At 63.9% G+C, this 20679-nt stretch carries 20 protein-coding genes; 14 read left to right on the forward strand and 6 right to left on the reverse strand.

What is annotated here, in order from left to right; all coding sequences use genetic code 11:
* Positions 1–33: 33 nt before the first annotated feature.
* The 3 genes from coaBC (at position 34) to dut (ending at position 2794) form a co-directional block, all read left to right on the forward strand.
* Positions 34–1263, forward strand: a complete 1230-nt coding sequence (coaBC, locus tag BMY06_RS15745; protein WP_260183576.1) for a bifunctional phosphopantothenoylcysteine decarboxylase/phosphopantothenate--cysteine ligase CoaBC — start codon at positions 34–36, stop codon at positions 1261–1263.
* A gap of 61 nt (positions 1264–1324) precedes the next feature.
* Positions 1325–2332: an LLM class flavin-dependent oxidoreductase gene (locus BMY06_RS15750; RefSeq protein WP_065065193.1), complete on the forward strand. Its 1008-nt coding sequence runs from the start codon at positions 1325–1327 to the stop codon at positions 2330–2332.
* 15 nt (positions 2333–2347) lie between these two features.
* Positions 2348–2794: a dUTP diphosphatase gene (gene dut / locus BMY06_RS15755; protein ID WP_065065194.1), complete on the forward strand. Its 447-nt coding sequence runs from the start codon at positions 2348–2350 to the stop codon at positions 2792–2794.
* A gap of 75 nt (positions 2795–2869) precedes the next feature.
* On the opposite strand, the gene BMY06_RS15760 is transcribed toward dut, so the two are convergent.
* The 3 genes from BMY06_RS15760 to clpS form a co-directional block, all read right to left on the reverse strand.
* A complete protein-coding gene (locus BMY06_RS15760; RefSeq protein WP_244144306.1) occupies positions 2870–4276 on the reverse strand; it encodes an amino acid permease in 1407 nt (468 codons plus the stop codon).
* Positions 4277–4415: 139 nt separating this feature from the next.
* Positions 4416–6707, reverse strand: coding sequence for an ATP-dependent Clp protease ATP-binding subunit ClpA (gene clpA / locus BMY06_RS15765; protein WP_065065196.1), 2292 nt, complete (start codon positions 6705–6707; stop codon positions 4416–4418).
* Complete coding sequence (gene clpS / locus BMY06_RS15770) at positions 6704–7018, reverse strand: ATP-dependent Clp protease adapter ClpS (RefSeq protein WP_027817520.1); 315 nt, start codon at positions 7016–7018, stop codon at positions 6704–6706. Before clpS ends, clpA begins: the two co-directional genes overlap by 4 nt.
* Positions 7019–7824: 806 nt before the next feature.
* On the opposite strand from clpS, the gene cspD reads away from it, so the two are divergent.
* Complete coding sequence (cspD, locus tag BMY06_RS15775) at positions 7825–8031, forward strand: cold shock domain-containing protein CspD (RefSeq protein ID WP_017776809.1); 207 nt, start codon at positions 7825–7827, stop codon at positions 8029–8031.
* 249 nt (positions 8032–8280) lie between these two features.
* Here the strand turns inward: cspD and BMY06_RS15780 are convergent, their stop codons facing one another.
* The gene (locus BMY06_RS15780; protein ID WP_074984019.1) at positions 8281–9921 is read right to left on the reverse strand and encodes a multicopper oxidase family protein; all 1641 of its coding nucleotides are present in this window, start codon (positions 9919–9921) and stop codon (positions 8281–8283) included.
* A gap of 129 nt (positions 9922–10050) precedes the next feature.
* A complete protein-coding gene (locus BMY06_RS15785; RefSeq protein WP_124260757.1) occupies positions 10051–10437 on the reverse strand; it encodes a hypothetical protein in 387 nt (128 codons plus the stop codon).
* Between the two features lie 616 nt (positions 10438–11053).
* Between BMY06_RS15785 and BMY06_RS15790 the strand changes: the two genes are divergently transcribed.
* The 3 genes from BMY06_RS15790 to BMY06_RS15800 are packed head-to-tail and all read left to right on the forward strand — an operon-like array spanning position 11054 to position 12399.
* Entirely contained in the window at positions 11054–11686 is a 633-nt protein-coding gene (locus BMY06_RS15790; protein WP_124263070.1) for a hypothetical protein, read from the forward strand.
* A complete protein-coding gene (locus BMY06_RS15795; protein WP_074984025.1) occupies positions 11679–12161 on the forward strand; it encodes a hypothetical protein in 483 nt (160 codons plus the stop codon). The genes BMY06_RS15790 and BMY06_RS15795 overlap by 8 nt, the downstream gene beginning before the upstream one ends.
* Before the next feature lies 1 nt (position 12162).
* Positions 12163–12399 carry a hypothetical protein gene (locus BMY06_RS15800; protein WP_074984026.1) on the forward strand — a complete coding sequence of 79 codons (237 nt, stop codon included), beginning with the start codon at positions 12163–12165 and terminating at the stop codon, positions 12397–12399.
* 529 nt (positions 12400–12928) lie between these two features.
* Here BMY06_RS15800 and icd read toward each other — a convergent pair.
* Positions 12929–14185, reverse strand: coding sequence for an NADP-dependent isocitrate dehydrogenase (gene icd / locus BMY06_RS15805; protein WP_065065245.1), 1257 nt, complete (start codon positions 14183–14185; stop codon positions 12929–12931).
* Between the two features lie 341 nt (positions 14186–14526).
* Here icd and BMY06_RS15810 point away from each other — a divergent pair, with 341 nt between their 5' ends.
* The 7 genes from BMY06_RS15810 to BMY06_RS15835 all read left to right on the forward strand — a co-directional run bounded on the left by BMY06_RS15810 (position 14527) and on the right by BMY06_RS15835 (position 20639).
* Positions 14527–15114 (forward strand): pseudouridine synthase, encoded by a 588-nt coding sequence (locus BMY06_RS15810; protein WP_074984028.1) that lies wholly within the window; start codon positions 14527–14529, stop codon positions 15112–15114.
* Between the two features lie 27 nt (positions 15115–15141).
* Entirely contained in the window at positions 15142–15393 is a 252-nt protein-coding gene (locus BMY06_RS38730; protein ID WP_124260754.1) for a hypothetical protein, read from the forward strand.
* A gap of 104 nt (positions 15394–15497) precedes the next feature.
* The gene (locus BMY06_RS15815; protein ID WP_027817526.1) at positions 15498–15698 is read left to right on the forward strand and encodes a hypothetical protein; all 201 of its coding nucleotides are present in this window, start codon (positions 15498–15500) and stop codon (positions 15696–15698) included.
* Between the two features lie 194 nt (positions 15699–15892).
* Entirely contained in the window at positions 15893–16408 is a 516-nt protein-coding gene (locus BMY06_RS15820; protein WP_065065202.1) for a DUF192 domain-containing protein, read from the forward strand.
* 346 nt (positions 16409–16754) lie between these two features.
* Positions 16755–18863 (forward strand): elongation factor G, encoded by a 2109-nt coding sequence (gene fusA / locus BMY06_RS15825; protein ID WP_065065203.1) that lies wholly within the window; start codon positions 16755–16757, stop codon positions 18861–18863.
* A 174-nt stretch (positions 18864–19037) separates the two neighbouring features.
* Complete coding sequence (locus BMY06_RS15830; RefSeq protein WP_065065204.1) at positions 19038–19574, forward strand: cupin domain-containing protein; 537 nt, start codon at positions 19038–19040, stop codon at positions 19572–19574.
* Positions 19575–19604: 30 nt separating this feature from the next.
* On the forward strand, positions 19605–20639 hold the full coding sequence (locus BMY06_RS15835) for a HoxN/HupN/NixA family nickel/cobalt transporter (protein WP_074984030.1): 1035 nt from the start codon (positions 19605–19607) through the stop codon (positions 20637–20639).
* The last annotated feature ends 40 nt before the right edge of the window (positions 20640–20679 follow it).

The following is a 20679-nucleotide window of genomic DNA, read 5'->3' on the forward strand; positions in this document are numbered from 1 at the left end:
TCGCGTCACGCTGCGTCACTGGAGAGAACCGACTTGAACACCTCCGCAGCCCATCCGGGCGAACTGGCCGGGCGCCATCTCGTGCTCGGCATGACGGGCGGCATCGCCTGCTACAAGATCGCCGAGCTCACGCGCCTGCTCGTCAAGGCGGGCGCGACCGTGCAGATCGTGATGACCGAGGCGGCCACGCAGTTCATCACGCCGGTGACCATGCAGGCGCTCTCGGGCCGCCCCGTCTACACGAGCCAGTGGGACGGCCGCGTGCCCAACAACATGGCGCACATCGACCTGTCGCGCGAGGCGGACGCCATCGTCATCGCGCCCGCTTCCACCGACTTCATCGCCAGGCTCGCCCACGGTTTGGCCGACGACCTGCTCTCGACGCTGTGCGTTGCGCGCGACTGTCCGCTGCTGGTCGTGCCCGCGATGAACCGGCAGATGTGGCAGAACCCGGCCACGCAGCGCAACGTCGCGCAGATCCGCGCCGACGGCATCGAAACGCTCGGCCCCGATTCCGGTCCGCAGGCTTGCGGCGAAGTCGGTGACGGGCGCATGCTGGAGCCGGAAGCCGTGTACGAGGCGATCGTCGCGTTCTTCACGCCCAAGCTGCTCGCGGGCCGCAAGCTGCTGATCACGGCCGGACCGACGTTCGAGCCGCTCGATCCGGTGCGCGGCATCACCAACCGTTCGAGCGGCAAGATGGGCTTCGCGCTCGCGCGCGCCGCGCAGCAGGCGGGCGCCGAGGTGCATCTGGTGGCCGGCCCGGTCGCGCTGGACACGCCGTGGGGCGTCTACCGCGAAGACGTGCAGACCGCGCAGCAGATGTACGACGCCGTGATGCACGCCGCGCCCGACGCCGACGTGTTCATCGGCGTGGCGGCGGTGGCCGACTGGCGCGTCGATCACGTCGCCGAGCACAAGATCAAGAAAACGGCCGAGCACCGCATGCCGACGTTCACGTTCGTCGAGAACCCGGACATCCTCGCCTCGGTCGCGGCCATGCCGAATGCGCCGTACTGCGTCGGTTTCGCTGCCGAAAGCGGCGACCTCGACGTGCACGGCGAAGAGAAGCGCGCGCGCAAGAAGGTGCCGCTGCTGATCGGCAATCTCGGCCCGCTCACCTTCGGTCAGGACGACAACGAAGTCGTGCTGTTCGAAGCCGCCGGCCGCACGCCGCTGCCGCGCGCGGCCAAGCTGGCGCTCGCGCAGACGCTCGTCGCCGAAATCGCGAAGCGTCTGCCGGCACCGGGCATCATCTCGTGATGCGTGCGCGCGGGCGCCGCCCGCGCGCCGCTTCGCGAACGTCATCGAGGAGCAGTACGCCATGACGCTGCTTTCCGTACTGGATCAATCGCCCGTCATCGCCGGGCACACCGCGGCGGACGCACTCGCCGCCACGCTCGACCTCGCGCAACTCGCCGACGAGCTCGGCTACACGCGCTACTGGTGCGCCGAGCACCACGGCCTGCTCGGCGTGTGCAATCCCTGCCCCGAAGTCCTGCTCGCGCGCATCGGCAGTCTGACGAAGCGCATCCGCATCGGCTCGGGCGGCGTCATGCTGCCCTACTACAGCGCGTTCAAGGTTGCCGAGCAGTTCATGATGCTGGAAGCGCTGTTTCCCGGCCGCGTCGATCTGGGCGTCGGACGCGCGCCCGGCGGCGACATGCGCACCGCGCAGGCGGTCGCGGCGGGCGCCTACAATCGCGGCGACCAGTTCACGCAGCAGGTGCAGGATCTCGTCGGGCTGATGGACGGCACCCTGCCCGCCGATCACCTCGCGCACGGCGTCGTCCTGCAACCGCAAATCGAGACCCGCCCGCAACTCTGGGTGCTCGGTTCGAGCGATTTCGGCGGCCTGCTCGCGGCGCAACTGGGCCTGCGCTTCTCGTTCGCGCATTTCATCAACGCGCACTTCGGGCATCTGGTGTCCGAGGCGTATCACGATCGCTTCAAGGCAGGCCACGAAGCGAAACCGTACCTGGCCTGCGCCGTCTTCGTGATCTGCGCCGATACCGAAGCCGAGGCCGCCGACCTCGAAAAAGCCGTCGATCTGCGCCGCGTGCAGATGGCCTACGGTCTGAACGCGCCGATCCCGAGCCTCGAACAGGGGCGCGCCCAGGAATACGGCGAGCGCGAGCAACTCGTGATCGACCGCGAGAAGCCGCGCAGCATCATCGGCACGCCGGACAGCGTGACGGAGCGCCTGCTGGCGCTCAAAGACCGCTTCCGCGCCGACGAACTGATCGTGCTGACCGTCGCCGGCAGCTACAAGGCGCGTCAGCGCTCCTACGAACTTCTCGCCGAGGCCTTCGAACTGCCTCGCTCAAACTGACCTGAACGCCAACTCATGAAAATCGACGTCAAGATCCTCAACGAACGCATGCGCGACCAGTTGCCCCACTACGCCACGCCGGGCAGCGCGGGCCTCGACCTGCGCGCGTGCCTCGACGCACCCGTCACGCTCGAACCGGGCGAAACGAAGCTGATCCCGACCGGCCTCGCGATTCACCTCGCCGATCCGGGCTATGCGGCGCTGATCCTGCCGCGCTCGGGCCTCGGCCACAAGCACGGCATCGTGCTCGGCAACCTCGTCGGCCTGATCGACTCCGACTACCAGGGCGAGCTGATGATCTCCACCTGGAATCGCGGCCACACGACCTTCACGCTGAACCCGCTGGAGCGTCTCGCGCAGCTCGTGATCGTGCCGGTCGTGCAGGCGCAGTTCAACGTCGTCGAGAGCTTCGAAGAGAGCGAGCGCGGCGAAGGCGGCTTCGGCAGCACGGGCAAGCACTAAGCTGCACGCGCCGCGCACGGCCATAAAAAAAGCACGCTTTCGAGCGTGCTTTTTTTGTTGTCCGGCGCGGGTCGTTTAGCGCGGTGCATCGGGCGAAGCCGCGAGCGGCGCACGACGTCGATACCAGAGCGCGTAGATCACGACCAGCGCGACGAGAAACGCGACGCCATATGCGAGCGTCATGCGGAATTCGCGCGTGAACGCCGTGCCCACCAGAATGCCGAGCATCAGGATCGCGCCCAGCACGCTCGTCAGCGGAAAGCCCCACATGCGGAATTTCAGCGGCGTCTTCGCGTTCTGCATGCGGAAGAAAATCTGCGTGACGAAGATCATCAGCCACGTGAACATCGCGCCGAACATGGCGATCGACATCATCAGCGTGAAGGCCGTTTGCGGCCACAGCGCGTTGAGCACCGCCGACACCGCAATGCCGATGGTCGAGAGCGAGAGCGCCGCCGTCGGCACGCCCTGACGCGTGAGACGGCCGAACACGGCAGGCGCGTAGCCCGCGCGCGAGAGGCTGAACATCATCCGCGTGGTGATGTAGAGCTGGCTGTTCATGGCCGAGAGCGCCGCGACCAGCACGATGAAGTTGATCGCGCCCGCCGCGTACGGCACGCCGGTTTCGGCCATCACCTTCACGAACGGGCTTTCGTTGCCGCCCGCCTCGGTCCACGGCACGATCGCGAGCATCAGCGCGAGCGTCAGCAGATAGAACAGCACGAGGCGCAGCACGGTGGCGCGGAATGCGCGCGTGACGGCGCGCGCCGGATCCTGCGCCTCGGCCGCGGCGACCGCGATGGTCTCCACGCCCAGGTAGCTGAACAGCGACACGATGGTGCCCACCCACACGCCCCACCAGCCCTTCGGCAGCAGCCCGCCGTGCGACGTGTAGTTCGCGAAGCCCACGCCCGAACTCGCGGGCGCGTGCCACACGAACCATGCGCCGAGCACGATGAAGGCCACGATGGCCGCGATTTTCAGGCTCGAAAACAGATATTCGATCGAGCCATACGCGCGCACGCTCATCGCATTCACGACGATCAGCGCCGCCGAAAATCCGACGATCCAGTACAGACCCGGCACGTGCGGGAACCAGAATTTCATGTAGACGGCGATGGCCGCGACTTCGGTGCCGACCGCCAGCACATACGCCGACCAATACGCGTAGCGCACCACGAAACCCGCGAGCGGCCCGATGTAGTGCTCGGCGTAAGCGCCGAACGAACCCGAGGTGGGATGCGCGACCGTCATTTCGGCGAGCGCGCCCATCAGCAGCAAGGCGATCAGCGCGCCGATCGCATAGGAAATCAGCACGCCCGGACCGGCGAAGCCGATCGCGAAACCGCTGCCGAGAAACAGCCCCGTGCCGACCGCGCCGCCGATGGCGATCATCGTCATCTGACCGGCAGACAGCCCGCGGCGCAAACCGCGCTCGCGTTCGACGATCGAATCGAACGCACCCTTTTTATCTGAACTCACCTTCACCCTCGACGGCATACGGCCATTTCACCGGCAATGCGCGCAATTACGACGACGTTCGCAGAAATTACGCGCACAAAACAAAACGGCGCGGACCGTGAAGTCCGCGCCGTTCCGGCTGGCCTGAAGCGGAAACCGCTTATTCTACTTCGACCGCCTCCGGCGGACGCGGCGCAGGCTGCTCGTCGAACGTGAGCAACACCTTGTCGTCGGCGTCCACATCCACGGTCACGCGACCGCCACTCATGAGCTTGCCGAACAGCAGTTCGTCGGCGAGCGCCCGGCGGATCGTGTCCTGGATCAGGCGTTGCATCGGCCGCGCGCCCATCAGCGGGTCGAAGCCGTGCTTGGCCAGATGCTGGCGCAGCGCGTCCGTGAACAGCGCATCGACCTTCTTCTCGTGCAACTGGTCTTCGAGCTGCATGAGGAACTTGTCGACCACGCGCATGATGATTTCCTCATCGAGCGCACGGAAGCTGATCGTCGCATCCAGACGGTTACGGAACTCCGGCGTGAACAGGCGCTTGATGTCGGCCATTTCGTCGCCTTGTTCGCGGCGCGTCGTGAAACCGATCGTCGACTTGTTCATCGTGTCGGCGCCCGCATTCGTCGTCATGATGATGATGACGTTGCGGAAATCCGCCTTGCGGCCGTTGTTGTCCGTCAGCGTGCCGTGATCCATCACCTGCAGCAGCACGTTGAAGATGTCCGGGTGCGCCTTCTCGATTTCGTCGAGCAGCAGCACGCAGTGCGGCTTCTTCGTGACGGCTTCGGTGAGCAGACCGCCCTGGTCGAACCCGACATAGCCCGGCGGCGCGCCGATCAGACGGCTCACCGCGTGACGCTCCATGTACTCGGACATGTCGAAACGGATCAGCTCGATGCCGAGCGTGAACGCGAGCTGGCGCGCCACTTCGGTCTTGCCGACGCCGGTCGGACCCGAGAACAGGAACGAGCCGATCGGCTTGTCCGTCTTGCCGAGACCCGCGCGCGCCATCTTGATCGACGCCGACAGCGCGTCGATAGCCGGATCCTGGCCGAACACCACGGCCTTCAGATCGCGGTCGAGCGTCTGCAGCTTGCTGCGATCGTCCTGCGACACGCTTTGCGCCGGCACGCGCGCGATCTTCGAGATGATCTCTTCGATCTCGCTCTTGCCGATGGTCTTCTTCTGCTTCGACTTCGGCAGGATGCGTTGCGCCGCGCCCGCTTCGTCGATCACGTCGATCGCCTTGTCGGGCAGATGACGGTCGGTGATGAAGCGCGCGGACAACTCAGCCGCCGCATTGAGCGCGCCCGACGAATACTTCACGCCGTGGTGCTCCTCGAAGCGCGACTTCAGACCGCGCAGGATCGCCACCGTCTGCTCGACGGTCGGCTCGATCACGTCGACCTTCTGGAAACGACGCGACAGCGCCGCGTCCTTCTCGAAGATGCCGCGATATTCCGTGAAGGTGGTCGCGCCGATGCACTTGAGCGTGCCCGACGAGAGCGCCGGCTTCAGCAGATTCGAAGCGTCGAGCGTACCGCCCGATGCGGCGCCCGCGCCGATCAGCGTATGAATCTCGTCGATGAACAGGATCGCGTGCGGGCGTTCCTTCAGCTCCTTGAGCACCGTCTTCAGACGTTGCTCGAAGTCGCCGCGGTACTTCGTGCCCGCGAGCAGCGCGCCCATATCGAGCGAATACACCTGTGCGTCGGCGAGAATGTCCGGCACTTCGCCGCGCGTGATGCGCCAGGCGAGGCCTTCCGCGATCGCGGTCTTGCCGACGCCGGCTTCGCCCACGAGCAGCGGATTGTTCTTGCGACGGCGGCACAGCACCTGCACCACGCGCTCGACTTCCGACTCGCGCCCGATCAACGGATCGATGCGGCCGTCCTTCGCCATCTGGTTCAGGTTCTGCGTGAACTGCGCGAGCGGCGTTTCCTTCTGGCCTGCCGCGTCTTCGGCTTCCGCATTCGCGTCGCTGGCCTTGGCGGCTTCGCCGCTGCCGGTCTTCGCGATGCCATGCGAAATGAAGTTCACGACGTCCAGACGCGTGACGCCCTGCTGTTGCAGGTAGTACACCGCGTGCGAGTCTTTCTCGCCGAAGATCGCCACCAGCACGTTCGCGCCCGTCACTTCCTTCTTGCCGTTGGAAGTGGACTGAACGTGCATGATCGCGCGCTGGATCACGCGCTGGAACCCGAGCGTCGGCTGCGTATCGACGTCATCCGTGCCGGGAACCGTAGGGGTATTGTCATGAATGAAGTTGCGCAGGTTCTGTCGCAGGTCTTCAATATTCGCGGCGCACGCGCGCAACACTTCTGCCGCTGTCGGATTGTCCAACAGCGCCAGCAAGAGATGCTCGACCGTGATGAACTCGTGCCGCGCCTGACGTGCTTCCATGAACGCCATGTGCAGGCTGACTTCCAGTTCCTGGGCAATCATGCTTCCTCCATCACACACTGCAGCGGATGCCCGGCCTGCCGTGCGTGGGTAACGACTTGCTCAACCTTGGTCGACGCGATGTCCCGCGTATAGACCCCACAAACGCCCCTGCCCTCGCGATGAACCTTCAACATGATCTGCGTTGCGGTCTCGCGGTCCTTATTGAAATATTCCTGCACGACCATCACGACGAATTCCATCGGCGTGTAGTCGTCGTTCATCAGCACGACCTTGTACATGGAGGGCGGTTTGACCTTGTGCTCCTGCCGCTCCAGTACGGTTGAATCCTGCTTGTCCGGGATAATTGCCATACACCCATTCTAAACAACTCGGACAGGCCCGCAATCCTGCCGAAACCCGACCGGCCGTCCGGTGAAGCTGGCTCCGGCGCCCGCCACATGTGAGCAAAACCTGCGCCTTCCCCGTTCCGGGCCCGATCAACTCCGCCCAGGCGACTGCATGGGCGCCCGGCTGCGGGGCCGGTTCGATCCGCGCTTCGTTCCAACGTCGAAACCGCGGTTTGAATCACTGCCAGCAGCTTTCGGGCCACCGTCGAATCGAGTATCGCACAACCTGCGGCGTCAGGTGGTCGCCTACTGTCGGCGCCCGCACGCTCACTGTCAGATTCCACGCCACTCGATGTCAAACCTGCCTGACGCGCCGTGAGTCCCATGTGCGTCGATTATGCGACTTTTCAAGATGCACCGCTCACATGACCCCGCCGCGCGTCCGACTTCATGCGTCATCGATACTGATCGAAGACCGGACATTGTCCGACACGTTGCGATGCGGCGTTGTCTGTTGGCGGTGCAACCGATGCACCATGAAAAACGGGCACGAGCAGTTCGGGAGCATGACGCGCAACATCGCGTCGCAGCACGCAAGAAAAGCCGGAAAAACCCTGGAAATGCGATCTTTACAACGCGTCCGGCACGGTCTCAAAATATTCTTGACAGCAGAATAAAGAGCCTCAACAATCAAGCTGGCACTTTTTTCAACCGCCTTTAATTTCGAAAAAATGCCGTTGGTGAGCTTGTGAGGAGGGGGCGATTGCATAGCGATCGTTAAGCTTTTCGAACTGCTCGTGGTAGTGACATGAGTTACAGGGGAAGTTGGTATGGCAACCGGTACGGTCAAGTGGTTCAACGACGCGAAGGGTTTCGGATTCATCACGCCGGATGAAGGCGGCGAGGATCTGTTTGCTCACTTTTCGGCCATCCAGATGAATGGCTTCAAGACCCTCAAAGAAGGGCAGAAGGTGAGCTTCGAGGTCGTGCAAGGCCCGAAGGGCAAACAGGCATCGAACATTCAGGCAGCTGCCTGATACGTTCGGTACCCGTACCTTTTGGAAACCCGGCTTCGGCCGGGTTTCCTTTTTTCAGCGCCTGTTTTTGAGCTTTTTTGACACTCTTGCCGACTGGCTCACATGCTGCGCGCTTGCGTCTCCATTCGCTTCTTCTTTCGCATCTTCCTTCGCTTCGTCCTTCATTCGCACTCCGCATGTCATCGTTTCTTAACGATGCGCATGCTATACACCGCGCTCGCTGAACGCGGTCTCGCGCTGCGTCGCGGCTCAGATCACGCGCAATGTGCCCATCATGCCGAGGTCCTCGTGTTCGAGGATGTGGCAATGGAACATGCGATCGCCCGCTTCATGCTGCACGGTCGCGATATGCACGATTTCCCCCGGCCTCACGTTGATCGTGTCGCGCCATGCAAGATAAGGCTCGGCGATGCGACGACCGTCGGACTCGCGCGACAACACCTGGAACTGCGTACCGTGCAGATGGAATGGATGATCCATGTCCGTGCCGTTCGCGATCGTCCAGTTTTCGACGTCGCCGCGCCAACTCGTGAGCGTCGCGCGGCCCGGCACGTAAGTCTCGCCGTTGATCATGAATTTCATGCCGAGCGGCATCGCGCGCGTCGACGCACCCGGCTGGTGCATCGCGTGCATGTCCATCGCTTCGCTGAAGCCCACCGACTTCTGCGCACGCGCGGGTCCGAGCGGCGCGATGGCGCGCAATGACGCAGGCAGCGCGGCAGACTTATCGGCGCCCGACGCATCGGCGCGCGACGCATCGGCGCCCGGAGCAAAGCGCACATCGGCGAGCACGACGTTCGGACCCGGCGGCAGGCTGCCGTGCGACATCGCCATTTTGTGACGGTCGTATTGCGTGGCCAGCCAACGCGCCTGCGACGCGCCCTGCCCCGCGCGCACGATCAGTTCGGCGCGCTCGCCCGGCGCGAGCACGAGCGCGGTGAGTCCGTCGCGCGGCGCGGCGAGCAGACCGCCATCGGTGCCGACTTGCGCAAACGCGCGCCCATCGTCGAAAGCGAGTTGCAGATAGCGCGCGCTGCACGCATTCCAGACGCGCCAGCGCTCGTCGCGCACGACCTCGATGCGCGGTTCGCGCGCGCCGTTGACGAGCACGAACTGGCCTTCGCGGCCATTCATCCAGTCCATCATGCTGTTGGGCGCGATGCTCGCATCGGCGGCGAGCTTGAGGTCGGAGACGAACAGATGACGCTCGGGCCACGCGGCGAGCGGATCGTCGGCCGCGCGCACGACGATCGGGCCCGCGAGGCCGCGAAACACCTGCTCGGCGGTTTGCATGTGCGGATGCGGGTGATACCAGTAAGTGCCCGCGCTGCCCTTCGGCAAGGTAAAGCGATAGACGTGCTCGCCGCCCGGCGGGATCGGATTCGACGGATTGCCGTCCTGGTCGGGCGGCACGGGCAAGCCGTGCCAGTGCATCGTGGTCGGTTGTTCGAGACGGTTGACGACGCGGATCTCGACGCGATCGCCCTCACGCAACGCGATCAGCGGACCGACCACCGGCCCCGACGTGTCGCCTTTGCCCGCCGCTGCGAGGCCGCCGTCGAACTGCCAGAACACGGTGTCGCGCTGACCTTGCACGAGCGCGCGCGCAACCGGTTGCGCGAGCAACGTTGCGCGGAACTCGCCAGGCGTGCGGCTTTCGTTGACGAGCGTGCGCAGGCTCGCGAGCGGCGCGCCGGCAGGCAGCGCATCGACGGGCGCGAGTTCGCTGCCTTGCATCGCGTCGTGCATGCCGGACATCGACGCCATGCCGTTCATTTTGCTCATGTCGTGCATCGGCATGCTGTCGTCGCCAGCGGCGAACGCGCTGCGCGAAAACCAGGCGGCGGCGACGGCGCTGGCCGCGCCCGACAAAAAATCTCTTCGTTTCATTGCTGCATTCCTCGTGCTCGATGGCGCGGCGCGCCGCATGAGCGGACCGCGCGCATAGGATCGTGCGCACCGCGCGCGGCGTGTGAGCTGCGCGGGTGCCAGGCGTATAACGCGTGGGGCGAACGTCGATCAGACGATCGGAGGGGGCAGAAGCGGCGCGTGCGTGATGCCCGCGCGCAAGCTCACGGCGACGAGGGGCGGCGCATGCGCGCCTGCGCCCCAGGCTTCGAAGCGCGCGGCGAGCGGCGGCGCGCCGCAGTGAACACCGCAGCCGGCCACGCAGCAACTGGCGTGACAATGCGATGAACCCTGATGCGCCGATGAAGACATGCAGCCCGCATCCGCGGCGTGCAATGCAGCCGACTGCGCGACAGACTGACCAACGTGCTGCGCGGCGTGCGTCATCGGCATGACCGCTGCGTGCTCGCACGCGCTCGCGCCGCGCATCGACAGAAGCGCGAAGGCGAACACGAGAAGGAGACGGCGCAGAAACGGCATCGGAAAAGGTGCGGCCAATGAGCGTGCGGGAACCGCTACATCATAGCGCAAGGCAATAAAAACCCCGGCGAACCGTCGGTGCGCCGGGGTGTCGTTCAGCGCGAGCGCTCAGACAGGACGCTCTCGATCATTCTGTTGAATTCTGGTGCTACGCCTTTGCTGGGCGCCCTTCGAATTTCAATGATGCGCAATTTCCCTCAGTTTTTCCCTCACTCGCGTTGAGATGCGTTGGTATCCGTAGCGCGCCTCAGACCTGAACAAACCTGAACATTCCGTCAGCAGCGAGAAGCGGCGTCGCTGTTGCTAGCGGCACGGCGGTCGCCCATTCCGCGCATCCTCACCGGTTCATGCCGTCGGCATCGAGTCGCCTGGTCCCGGTTTACCGCAAGGTGCGGTGTGCGGGCGCGTGCTAGGTATACGGCCCGCACAAACCGCCTGTGAGGTGGCATGGAGATGCTGTTTCGTGATTTGTACCTTGGCCCGGCCTCCAACTTCTGCAGCCGATTGCCCGAGGCGGCTTTCATCTTCTGGGGGAAGCCTGCATGACGAACCCATTTACCTGAGGCTGCACCCTCAGCGCGAGGTGCGGTTGCTCCAGCATTACGCTACTGGCGAGCGGAGCGATGCGTCCGACGTGAATCAAGCCGACTGGGGTGAGTTTGTCGAGGCCATGCAGGAAGCCCGCGCCGCCTTCCTTTTGATGATGCCGCTGGCGGTGCTGGATCTCAGGGGGCGAGACGGACTGGATAGCGTGCTTGGTCGCTTTCGTCTGTCCGGTGGTGGCGCCGGGGTTCGAGATAGCAGCCCGGCGCAGGCGGTCTATCGGGCCGTGAAGGATGGCGATCTGGTTTTCCTGCCCGGCCCGCAAGCCCTGCGGGATTGCGTTCAGGCTATCCGGAGGCGGTGGGCGAGCGCACAACGTGACGCAGCACCCCGTCAACCCACCATTGCGGAGCAAGCCGAACCGCTCTACGGCAACAGGCCACGTATGCCGAGCGGTCTTGGCGACCCGACTCCGCTCGGCGATGCGCAAGCGTTCGACTACCGGCCCGATTTGCCGGATGGCGATGTCGTAGAGCTAGCGGGCGGCGAGGGCACGCCAGGAAACAATCAGACTCAGAACACGCAGTTCAAAGCCGTCGTAAAGGCATTGGGCTTAAATAAGGATCAGGCCCGGCAACTCCACGACGACATTAGTAAGCAAGGCCTCGGATATCACGAGATGCTGGAGCGGGGTCAAGATTTGTTCGGAGGTGGTGATGACTGATACCAAGGCAGAAATTACGAAGCGGCTTGCTGTGCTTGTCGGGCTTGAGGTGAGCTGGGTCAGCCACGCAGGCGACATGCTTACGATGCAATTCGGCCCGCAAAGGCGGCATACGCTCAGGGGCAGAGAGCGAGAGGATGGGGCTTGGGCGCTCCACGTGCAATGTGACTGGCGGATCGAGCGCGATGGGCGCGCCGCATCATCAAGGGAGGATCTGCGCGGTGCGGATGAAAAGGCACACGACACTGCCACGCGTTTGCACGGAATGCTCGTAGGCCAAGGCCCTATCAAGGTCGAGAAGTTGTCGGCATACGATACGGGCGGCATGGTCATTGTGCTTTCGCGTGGGTATCGTCTGGAGGTGGTGCCGGATGGAATCGAAGATGACGAGGACTGGCGTTTTTTTGCGCCAGGCATCGATGCTGCGCATCTGGTAATCGAGGGCGGCAAGGTTGCCGCCGAGTCGTTCGACTGAGATGCGATCAACCGCGAAGCGTGTGCGCCTTGTCGGACAGCTCGGCACTTTCGTCCAGCGGTACGGCCGCAAAGCACAAAAGCAGGGAGACCCAAACGACCGCCACTATGACAGGAAGGTCGAAAAAACGATGCGGGCGCTGCGCCCGGACGAGCTTTCCGAGCTGCTGTCTGGCGATGGCGACGAGGCCGAGCCGCCAGCGATCGGCGGCACGGTTGAGATTGACGAGTACCGGTAAGGCATGCGTATCGTTGCAGTCACGGTCTCGCCTTTGGCTGCGTCACGCGCACCACTGCAAAGTGCATAGACCTTTCTAAGTGCGTAGCTATGCCCACATGCGCCGTTGCACCGACTCGCCGTTGATTGCGTAAGTGACGGTCAGGCCGTGTTCATGCGTGCGAATGCCAATGCTCGAGGTGCGTTCGCCGCGGTCATTTGTCCACTGCCAGCCATACGAGAGCCCTGGCCGTAGCAGGGCCTCGCGATGCAACCGTCGCGCGTCGAGCGAATGCAGCCCGCTCGTCTTTGCCTTCGTGGCCGGCCGACTCGAGCCATACCTCGTTCCACCACGCATGACGCCTCCGCTGAATACGAAATCATCTGCGCGATTGCGCGCCGTACCAGCGGCTTTCTCAGTTTGTGGCGGACAGTCAGACGGTCGGTGAAGGATGACCTGACTCCAGGTGAAGCAGCCTGAAACAAACAACCCCGATAGACTTTTCATCTATCGGGGTTGTTGATCCGCGACGATATGCCCTGAAATTTGCCTACATATTGTCGATCATCACCTGCCCGAAGCCCGAGCACGACACCTGCGTCGCGCCTTCCATCAGCCGCGCGAAGTCGTACGTCACGCGCTTTTGCTGGATCGACTTTTCCATCGACGCGAGGATCAGATCCGCCGCCTCGAACCAGCCGAGGTGACGCAGCATCATTTCCGCCGAGAGAATTTCCGAGCCCGGATTCACATAGTCCTTGCCCGCGTATTTCGGCGCCGTGCCGTGCGTGGCTTCGAACATCGCCACCGAATCGGACAGATTCGCGCCCGGCGCGATGCCGATACCGCCGACCTGCGCCGCGAGCGCGTCCGAAATGTAGTCGCCGTTGAGGTTCAGCGTGGCGATCACGTCGTATTCGGCGGGACGCAGCAGGATCTGTTGCAGGAAGGCGTCGGCGATCACGTCCTTGATGACGATGTCGCCGCCCGTCTTCGGATTCTTGATCTTCATCCACGGGCCGCCGTCGATCAGTTCCGCCGCGAATTCCTTCTGCGCGAGCGCGTAACCGTAGTCGCGGAACGCGCCCTCGGTGAACTTCATGATGTTGCCCTTGTGCACGAGCGTCACCGAGCGGCGATCGTTGTCGATCGCGTACTGGATGGCCTTGCGCACGAGGCGCTCCGTGCCCTCGCGCGACACCGGCTTCACGCCAAGGCCCGAGCTGTCCGGGAAACGGATCTTCGAGACGCCCATCTCGTCGCGCAGGAACCGGATCAGCTTCTTCGCGCCTTCGGATTCGGCGGGCCATTCGATGCCCGCGTAGATGTCTTCCGAGTTCTCGCGGAAGATCACCATGTTGACCTTCTCCGGCGCGCGCACCGGCGACGGCACGCCCTTGAAATACTGCACCGGACGCAGACACACATAGAGGTCGAGCTGCTGGCGCAGCGCCACGTTCAGCGAGCGGATGCCGCCGCCCACCGGCGTCGTCAGCGGGCCCTTGATCGACACGACGTAGTCCTTCACCACGTCGAGCGTTTCCTCGGGCAGCCACACGTCGGGGCCGTACACGCGCGTGGCCTTCTCGCCCGCGTAGATTTCCATCCATTGAATCTTGCGCTGGCCGCCGTACGCCTTCTCCACCGCCGCGTCGACTACCTTCAGCATGACCGGCGTGATATCGACGCCCGTGCCGTCGCCCTCGATGTACGGAATGATCGGCTGGTTGGAGACGTTGAGCGAGAAATCCGGATTGACGGTGATCTTCTCACCTTCCGCCGGGACCTTGATGTGCTGATACGGCATGATCAACTCCAGTAGGGGGATCGGTCTGGCGACCGCGAACAGGATCGAAAGCGCAGAATCGGTGAAATCATGACCGGCGGCTTCGCGCAATCGATGCGGCATGATGACGGCTCACGCTCGCGGCGCAGGGGTCTGGCCGTTATTCTAGCCCACGCTCCGAACGCCCGTGCCGCGCGCTACACCGGCCTTTTCCGGCGCCGGCGATGTTGCGGCGCAGCGGCGTTCGTTGGCGCGATGCATCCTTGTCTTATGTCTTATATAAGACTGAGCACAGAGCGGCGCAGCGTTTTGCTTTAAGATCTCGGCGCTTCTTTGCTTCATTTTTTTCGGCTTCCATCGACATGCGTTTGATCGCCCTCAATAAACCGTTCGGCACGATCTGCCAGTTCTCGCCGCACGAAACACGCGAGTCGCTGTCCGACTGGGTCAAGACGCCGAACGTCTATCCTGCGGGCCGTCTCGACGCCGACAGCGAAGGTCTGCTGCTGCTCACCGACGACGGCGCATTGCAGGCGCGCATCGCGGAACCGCGGCGCAAGCTCGTGAAACGCTATTGGGCGCAAGTGGAAGGCGCGCCCGGCGACGACGCGCTGGCCGCGCTCGAACGCGGCGTCGATCTCGGCGACTTCGTGACACAGCCGTGTCGCGCGAAAGAAATCGCCGACAGCGACGCCGATCTGTTGTGGGCGCGCACACCGCCCATCCGCTATCGCGCCGCGATTCCCACGACCTGGATCGAACTCGCGATCAGCGAAGGCAAGAATCGCCAGGTAAGGCGCATGACGGCGAAAGTGGGCTTTCCAACGCTGCGGCTCGTGCGCGTGGCGATCGGCTCGCTCGATATTTTTTCGCTCGGCATCGCGCCTGGCGAGAGTGTGGATGTGGCCACCGACGCGCCATGGCGTCGTTCGACGCCGCAGCGGAAGTGACCTGAAACAAGGCCAAAACGCGCACAAGTGGCTGTTGCGCAAGCACTTTTCCGTTTTGCTTCCGTTCTGCGCCCGCGCGACCGCCACGCCGCTTCTTTCATTTACAGCACGGCAGCGAGAAAACGCGAAGGAAATGAAAACTTCGCGTCAACCGCCTCGCAAGACCATGCGTTAAACCACGCAGATGCCGCCGAAGCTATCCGGCATTCAGCCTTCCAGGCTCGTGCAGCAATGCATGGTCCTGACCGCTGGCAGACGCGAATCGCGAATTTGTTCTGAATTTGCCGATCGAGACTGTCAACCGAAAGGTGGATGGCACGTTTACCGACCTGATCCCATTACCGGGTCACTTGGTTAATTAACTCAAGCTGAGGATTCACAAAATGAACAAACTGATCGCTGCTCTGGTCGCTGGCCTCTTCGCATCGGCTGCATTCGCACAAGCTTCGGCTCCGGAAGCTGCTTCGGCTGCTCCGGCAGCTGCTGCTTCGTCGGCACACAAGGCTTCGCACAAGAAGTCGCACAAGAAGTCGCACAAGAAGGCAGCAGCTAAGGCAGAAGCCGCTTCGGCAGCTTCGGAGTAAGCTAGCTGTAAGACGCATCGGAGAACGGCCCAACGTGCCGATCTTCACCGCGTTTGAAGGGCAGAGTGTCGCAAGGCGCTCTGCCTTTTTCTTTGCGCGCTCGCTTTACGCCGCACGTCGCGAGGCGGGTTTTTGACCCACGCTGACGTACTCGCGTAACATGCGCGAACTATTCTCAAGCAAGGAGCTGACTCGTGCGATTTTCCCTGCGCCCGCTGATCGCGCGTTGCGCGCTCGCCGCTGCATTGCCGCTCGCCGCCGCCGCGGCCTTCACGTTGTCCACGGCCGCGACCAGCACCGTCGCGCATGCCCAGCAGATGCCGGCCGGCGCGAAACAGCCCGGCGAATTTCCGCGCGTGAAGCTCACGGCGGGCATGTTCGTCATCGACGCCGCCGTGGCCGCAAACGATGCTGATCGCGAGCAAGGTCTCATGTATCGCACGACGCTCGCGCCCAACGAAGGCATGCTGTTCGTGTTCGGCGAGAACGCCGTGCACTGCTTCTGGATGAAGAACACGCTGATCCCGCTGTCGATCGCCTTCATGCGCGCCGACGGCACGATCACCGACATCGACGAGATGGACGCCGAAACGACCAACAACCACTGCCCGCGCAACAACGGCGTGTATGCGCTCGAAATGAGCAAGGGCTTCTTCTCGTCGAAGGGCATCAAGCCCGGCATGAAGATCCAGGGTCTGCCGCAGCCGTGATGCGCGGCGCGTAAGCGTCGTCCCCGGACCCCGAAACCGGCCCCGCCTCGCGCGCGGCCGGTTTTTTTGCGCCCGTTTTTTTTCGCGCGCTTGCTGGCTTTGACGCGGCTCATGCGCACCGCGCCGCCACCGCACCGAGCCCGCCCGCGCGCCGCGCCGCCGTGCTCCGGCGCTGTTTCTGCAAAAGCGGCGAGCAAGCGCTATCCTATTAATCCACCGCGCGGCACGGCTGCCGGCGTCCGGCTCGCCGGAACGCCCGCCCTGCCCGCGAATCGCCGGATAGCGCGCTGCCCGCGCCGCGCGCCGTCCGGCACTTTCCATGGCGCGTCATTCCTAGGAGATCACCGTGCCTCGCAAGACTCCCATCGAGCGCTATCGCAATATCGGCATTAGCGCTCACATCGATGCCGGCAAAACCACCACGACCGAACGCATCCTTTTCTACACCGGGGTGAATCACAAGCTCGGTGAAGTGCACGACGGCGCGGCGACCATGGACTGGATGGAGCAGGAACAGGAGCGCGGCATCACGATCACCTCGGCCGCGACCACTGCATTCTGGAAAGGCATGGCCGGCAATTATCCCGAGCACCGCATCAACATCATCGACACGCCGGGACACGTGGACTTCACGATCGAAGTCGAGCGCTCGATGCGCGTGCTCGACGGCGCGTGCATGGTGTACGACTCGGTCGGCGGCGTGCAGCCGCAGTCCGAAACCGTGTGGCGCCAGGCGAACAAGTACAAGGTGCCGCGCATTGCGTTCGTCAACAAGATGGACCGTGTCGGCGCGGACTTTTTCCGCGTGCAGCGGCAGATCGGCGAGCGCCTGAAGGGCGTGGCGGTGCCGATCCAGATTCCGGTCGGCGCGGAAGATCACTTCCAGGGCGTGGTCGATCTCGTGAAGATGAAGGCGATCGTCTGGGACGACGAGAGCCAGGGCGTGAAGTTCGAATACGCCGAGATCCCCGCGAATCTCCTCGAAACCGCGCAGGAATGGCGCGAAAAGATGGTCGAGGCCGCCGCCGAAGCCGACGAAGCGCTGCTCGAAAAATACCTCGACGATCACGAGAGCCTGACCGAAGAGGAAATCAAGGGCGCGCTGCGCAAGCGCACGATCGCCAACGAGATCGTGCCGATGCTGTGCGGCAGCGCGTTCAAGAACAAGGGCGTGCAGGCGATGCTCGACGCCGTGATCGACTATCTGCCCTCGCCCGTCGACGTGCCCGCGATTCTCGGCCACGACCTGCACGACAAGGAAATCGAGCGTCATCCGAGCGATGAAGAGCCGTTCTCCGCGCTCGCCTTCAAGATCATGACCGATCCGTTCGTCGGCCAGCTGATCTTCTTCCGCGTCTACTCGGGCGTGGTGGAATCGGGCGACACGGTGCTCAACGCGATCAAGGAAAAGCGCGAGCGTCTCGGCCGCATCCTGCAGATGCACGCGAACGAGCGCAAGGAAATCAAGGAAGTGCGCGCGGGCGACATCGCCGCCGCCGTCGGCCTGAAGGAAGCGACGACCGGCGACACGCTGTGCGATCCCGCGAATCCGATCGTGCTCGAACGCATGATTTTCCCGGAGCCGGTGATCTCGCAGGCCGTCGAGCCGAAGACCAAGGCCGACCAGGAAAAGATGGGCATCGCGCTCAACCGGCTCGCGCAGGAAGATCCGTCGTTCCGCGTGCAGACCGACGAGGAATCCGGCCAGACCATCATCTCGGGCATGGGCGAGCTGCACCTCGAAATTCTCGTCGACCGCATGCGCCGCGAGTTCGGCGTGGAAGCGACCGTCGGCAAGCCTCAGGTCGCGTATCGCGAGACCGTGAAGAACAAGGTCGAAGATGTCGAAGGCAAGTTCGTCAAGCAGTCGGGCGGGCGCGGCCAGTACGGCCACGCGGTCATCACGCTCGAACCGCAGGCGCCGGGCAAGGGCTACGAATTCGTCGACGCGATCAAGGGCGGCGTGATTCCGCGCGAATTCATTCCGGCCGTCGACAAGGGCATTCAGGAAACGCTCAAGGCGGGCGTGCTCGCGGGCTATCCGGTCGTCGACACGAAGGTCACGCTCACGTTCGGCTCCTACCACGACGTGGACTCGAACGAAAACGCCTTCCGCATGGCCGGTTCGATGGCCTTCAAGGAAGCGATGCGCAAGGCCAAGCCGATCCTGCTCGAACCGATGATGGCGGTGGAAGTGGAAACGCCCGAGGATTTCATGGGCAACGTGATGGGCGATCTGTCGAGCCGGCGCGGCATCGTGCAGGGCATGGAGGACATCGCGGGCGGCGGCGGCAAGATCGTGCGCGCCGAAGTGCCGCTCTCCGAGATGTTCGGCTACTCGACGTCGCTGCGCTCGCTCACGCAGGGCCGCGCCACCTACACGATGGAGTTCAAGCACTACTCGGAAACGCCGCAGAACGTGGCCGAAGCGGTGATCAACGCCAAGAAGTCGTAAGCGCCGGCCTGCATCGCCAGGCGGCATGAAACGCAAGCCCGTCCCGCAAAGGACGGGCTTTTTTCATGCGCGTGCGCGAAGTGAAAAACGCTTGCGCCGGATGCGTGCCCGGCGCATTTTTGTCCATGCCACAATGGGACGGCGAGAGCCACGCACGAACGAGGAGACACGACGATGAGCCACGATCACGACCATCCGCACGATCATTCGCACGACGACCCGCACGACCACGATCATCACGACGCTCCCGTCGACTGGCGCGAACACGGCGTGAAGGTGATCCGCGGCGATCAGCTCGACGCGAACACCGCGCAGACGCCCGGCATGAACCGCGCGGCCGCCATCAACGCGGCGCGCGTGGGCGCACAGAAAATCTGGGCGGGCACGGTGACGATCCATCCGAACGCGAAGACCGGCGCGCATCATCATGGCGCGCTCGAAAGCGTGATCTACGTGGTGCGCGGCCACGCGCGCATGCGCTGGGGCGAGCATCTGGAGTTCACCGCCGAAGCCGGTCCCGGCGACTTCATCTTCGTGCCGCCCTACGTGCCGCATCAGGAAATCAACGCGAGCACCGACGATCCGCTCGAATGCGTGCTCGTGCGCAGCGACAATGAAGCCGTGGTCGTGAATCTCGACATCGACGCGGTCGAACAACCGGAAGCCGTTTATTGGGTCGATCCGATCCATCGGAATCCTCACGATCATTAAACACCACCGCTCAGCCCAGATCATTCACGCATGACATCCGCCGCCTCGTCCGTCCACGCGAAACCACTGCGCCCGCGCCTGATCGTTCTCTACGCCGCGCTGATCGGCGCGAATTTCGCCGCCTGGGCCTGGGCGCTGATCGCGTTCCGCCACTATCCGCTGCTGCTCGGCACCGCGCTTCTCGCCTACGGTTTCGGCCTGCGCCACGCGGTGGACGCCGACCACATCGCCGCCATCGACGCCGTCACGCGCAAGCTCATGCAGCGCGGCCAGCGGCCCATCGGCGTGGGCCTCGCGTTCTCGCTCGGACACTCGACCATCGTGATCGCGGCGACGGTCGGCATCGCGCTCACGGCGCTCACGCTGCATGGCCGCTTCGAGCGCTTTCACGAGATCGGCTCGACCATCGGCACGCTGGTGTCGTCGGGATTTCTGCTGGTGCTCGCGGGCGTGAATCTCGTGATCCTGCGCGACGTGTGGCACCGTTATCGGCGCGCGCAGCAGGGCGAGGACGCCGCCGCGCTTGCCGCGCAGGCGCCCGCGCCCGCCGGTCTGTTCTCGCGCGCGCTGCGCCCGCTTTTTGCGCTCGTCACGAAAAGCTGGCACATGTATCCGGTCGGCGTGCTGTTCGGGCTCGGCTTCGACACGGCCACCGAAATCGGCCTGCTCGCCATCGCCGCCGCCGAAGCCGGCAAGGGCCTGCCGATGTACTCGATCCTCGTGTTCCCCGCGCTTTTCACGGCGGGCATGACGCTCGTCGATTCCACCGACAACGTGCTGATGGTCCACGCCTACGGCTGGGCCATGGACGATCCGAAACGCAAGCTCTACTACAACGCGAGCATCACCTTCGTCTCCGCGCTGGTGGCGATCGTGATCGGCGGCGTGGAAGCGCTCGGCCTGATCGCCGACAAGTTCGGCGCGAGCGGCGGCCTCTGGAACCTGGTCGCGGGTCTGAACGATCGCTTCGGCGAACTCGGCTACGCGATCGTCGCGCTGTTCATCGCCTGCTGGATCGGCTCGGTGCTGTTTCATCGCTGGCGACGGCCGGCCGCGGCGCGCTGAGCGCTGCGATCGCAAAGATTGCGGCGATTGCGGCGATTGC

This window comes from Paraburkholderia tropica (assembly GCF_900109265.1).
Taxonomy (GTDB): domain Bacteria; phylum Pseudomonadota; class Gammaproteobacteria; order Burkholderiales; family Burkholderiaceae; genus Paraburkholderia; species Paraburkholderia tropica.

What these genes read in the sequence shown, in the direction of transcription:
- BMY06_RS15800 (WP_074984026.1), top strand. Translation starts at nt 12,163, where the DNA reads ATGCGATCAACCGCGAAGCGTGTGCGCCTTGTCGGACAGCTCGGCACT.
- BMY06_RS15795 (WP_074984025.1), top strand. Translation starts at nt 11,679, where the DNA reads ATGACTGATACCAAGGCAGAAATTACGAAGCGGCTTGCTGTGCTTGTC.
- clpS (WP_027817520.1), bottom strand. Translation starts at nt 7,018, where the DNA reads ATGGCAATTATCCCGGACAAGCAGGATTCAACCGTACTGGAGCGGCAG.
- clpA (WP_065065196.1), bottom strand. Translation starts at nt 6,707, where the DNA reads ATGATTGCCCAGGAACTGGAAGTCAGCCTGCACATGGCGTTCATGGAA.
- icd (WP_065065245.1), bottom strand. Translation starts at nt 14,185, where the DNA reads ATGCCGTATCAGCACATCAAGGTCCCGGCGGAAGGTGAGAAGATCACC.
- BMY06_RS15815 (WP_027817526.1), top strand. Translation starts at nt 15,498, where the DNA reads ATGAACAAACTGATCGCTGCTCTGGTCGCTGGCCTCTTCGCATCGGCT.
- BMY06_RS15830 (WP_065065204.1), top strand. Translation starts at nt 19,038, where the DNA reads ATGAGCCACGATCACGACCATCCGCACGATCATTCGCACGACGACCCG.
- BMY06_RS15750 (WP_065065193.1), top strand. Translation starts at nt 1,325, where the DNA reads ATGACGCTGCTTTCCGTACTGGATCAATCGCCCGTCATCGCCGGGCAC.
- cspD (WP_017776809.1), top strand. Translation starts at nt 7,825, where the DNA reads ATGGCAACCGGTACGGTCAAGTGGTTCAACGACGCGAAGGGTTTCGGA.
- BMY06_RS15810 (WP_074984028.1), top strand. Translation starts at nt 14,527, where the DNA reads ATGCGTTTGATCGCCCTCAATAAACCGTTCGGCACGATCTGCCAGTTC.
- BMY06_RS15835 (WP_074984030.1), top strand. Translation starts at nt 19,605, where the DNA reads ATGACATCCGCCGCCTCGTCCGTCCACGCGAAACCACTGCGCCCGCGC.
- BMY06_RS15780 (WP_074984019.1), bottom strand. Translation starts at nt 9,921, where the DNA reads ATGAAACGAAGAGATTTTTTGTCGGGCGCGGCCAGCGCCGTCGCCGCC.
- dut (WP_065065194.1), top strand. Translation starts at nt 2,348, where the DNA reads ATGAAAATCGACGTCAAGATCCTCAACGAACGCATGCGCGACCAGTTG.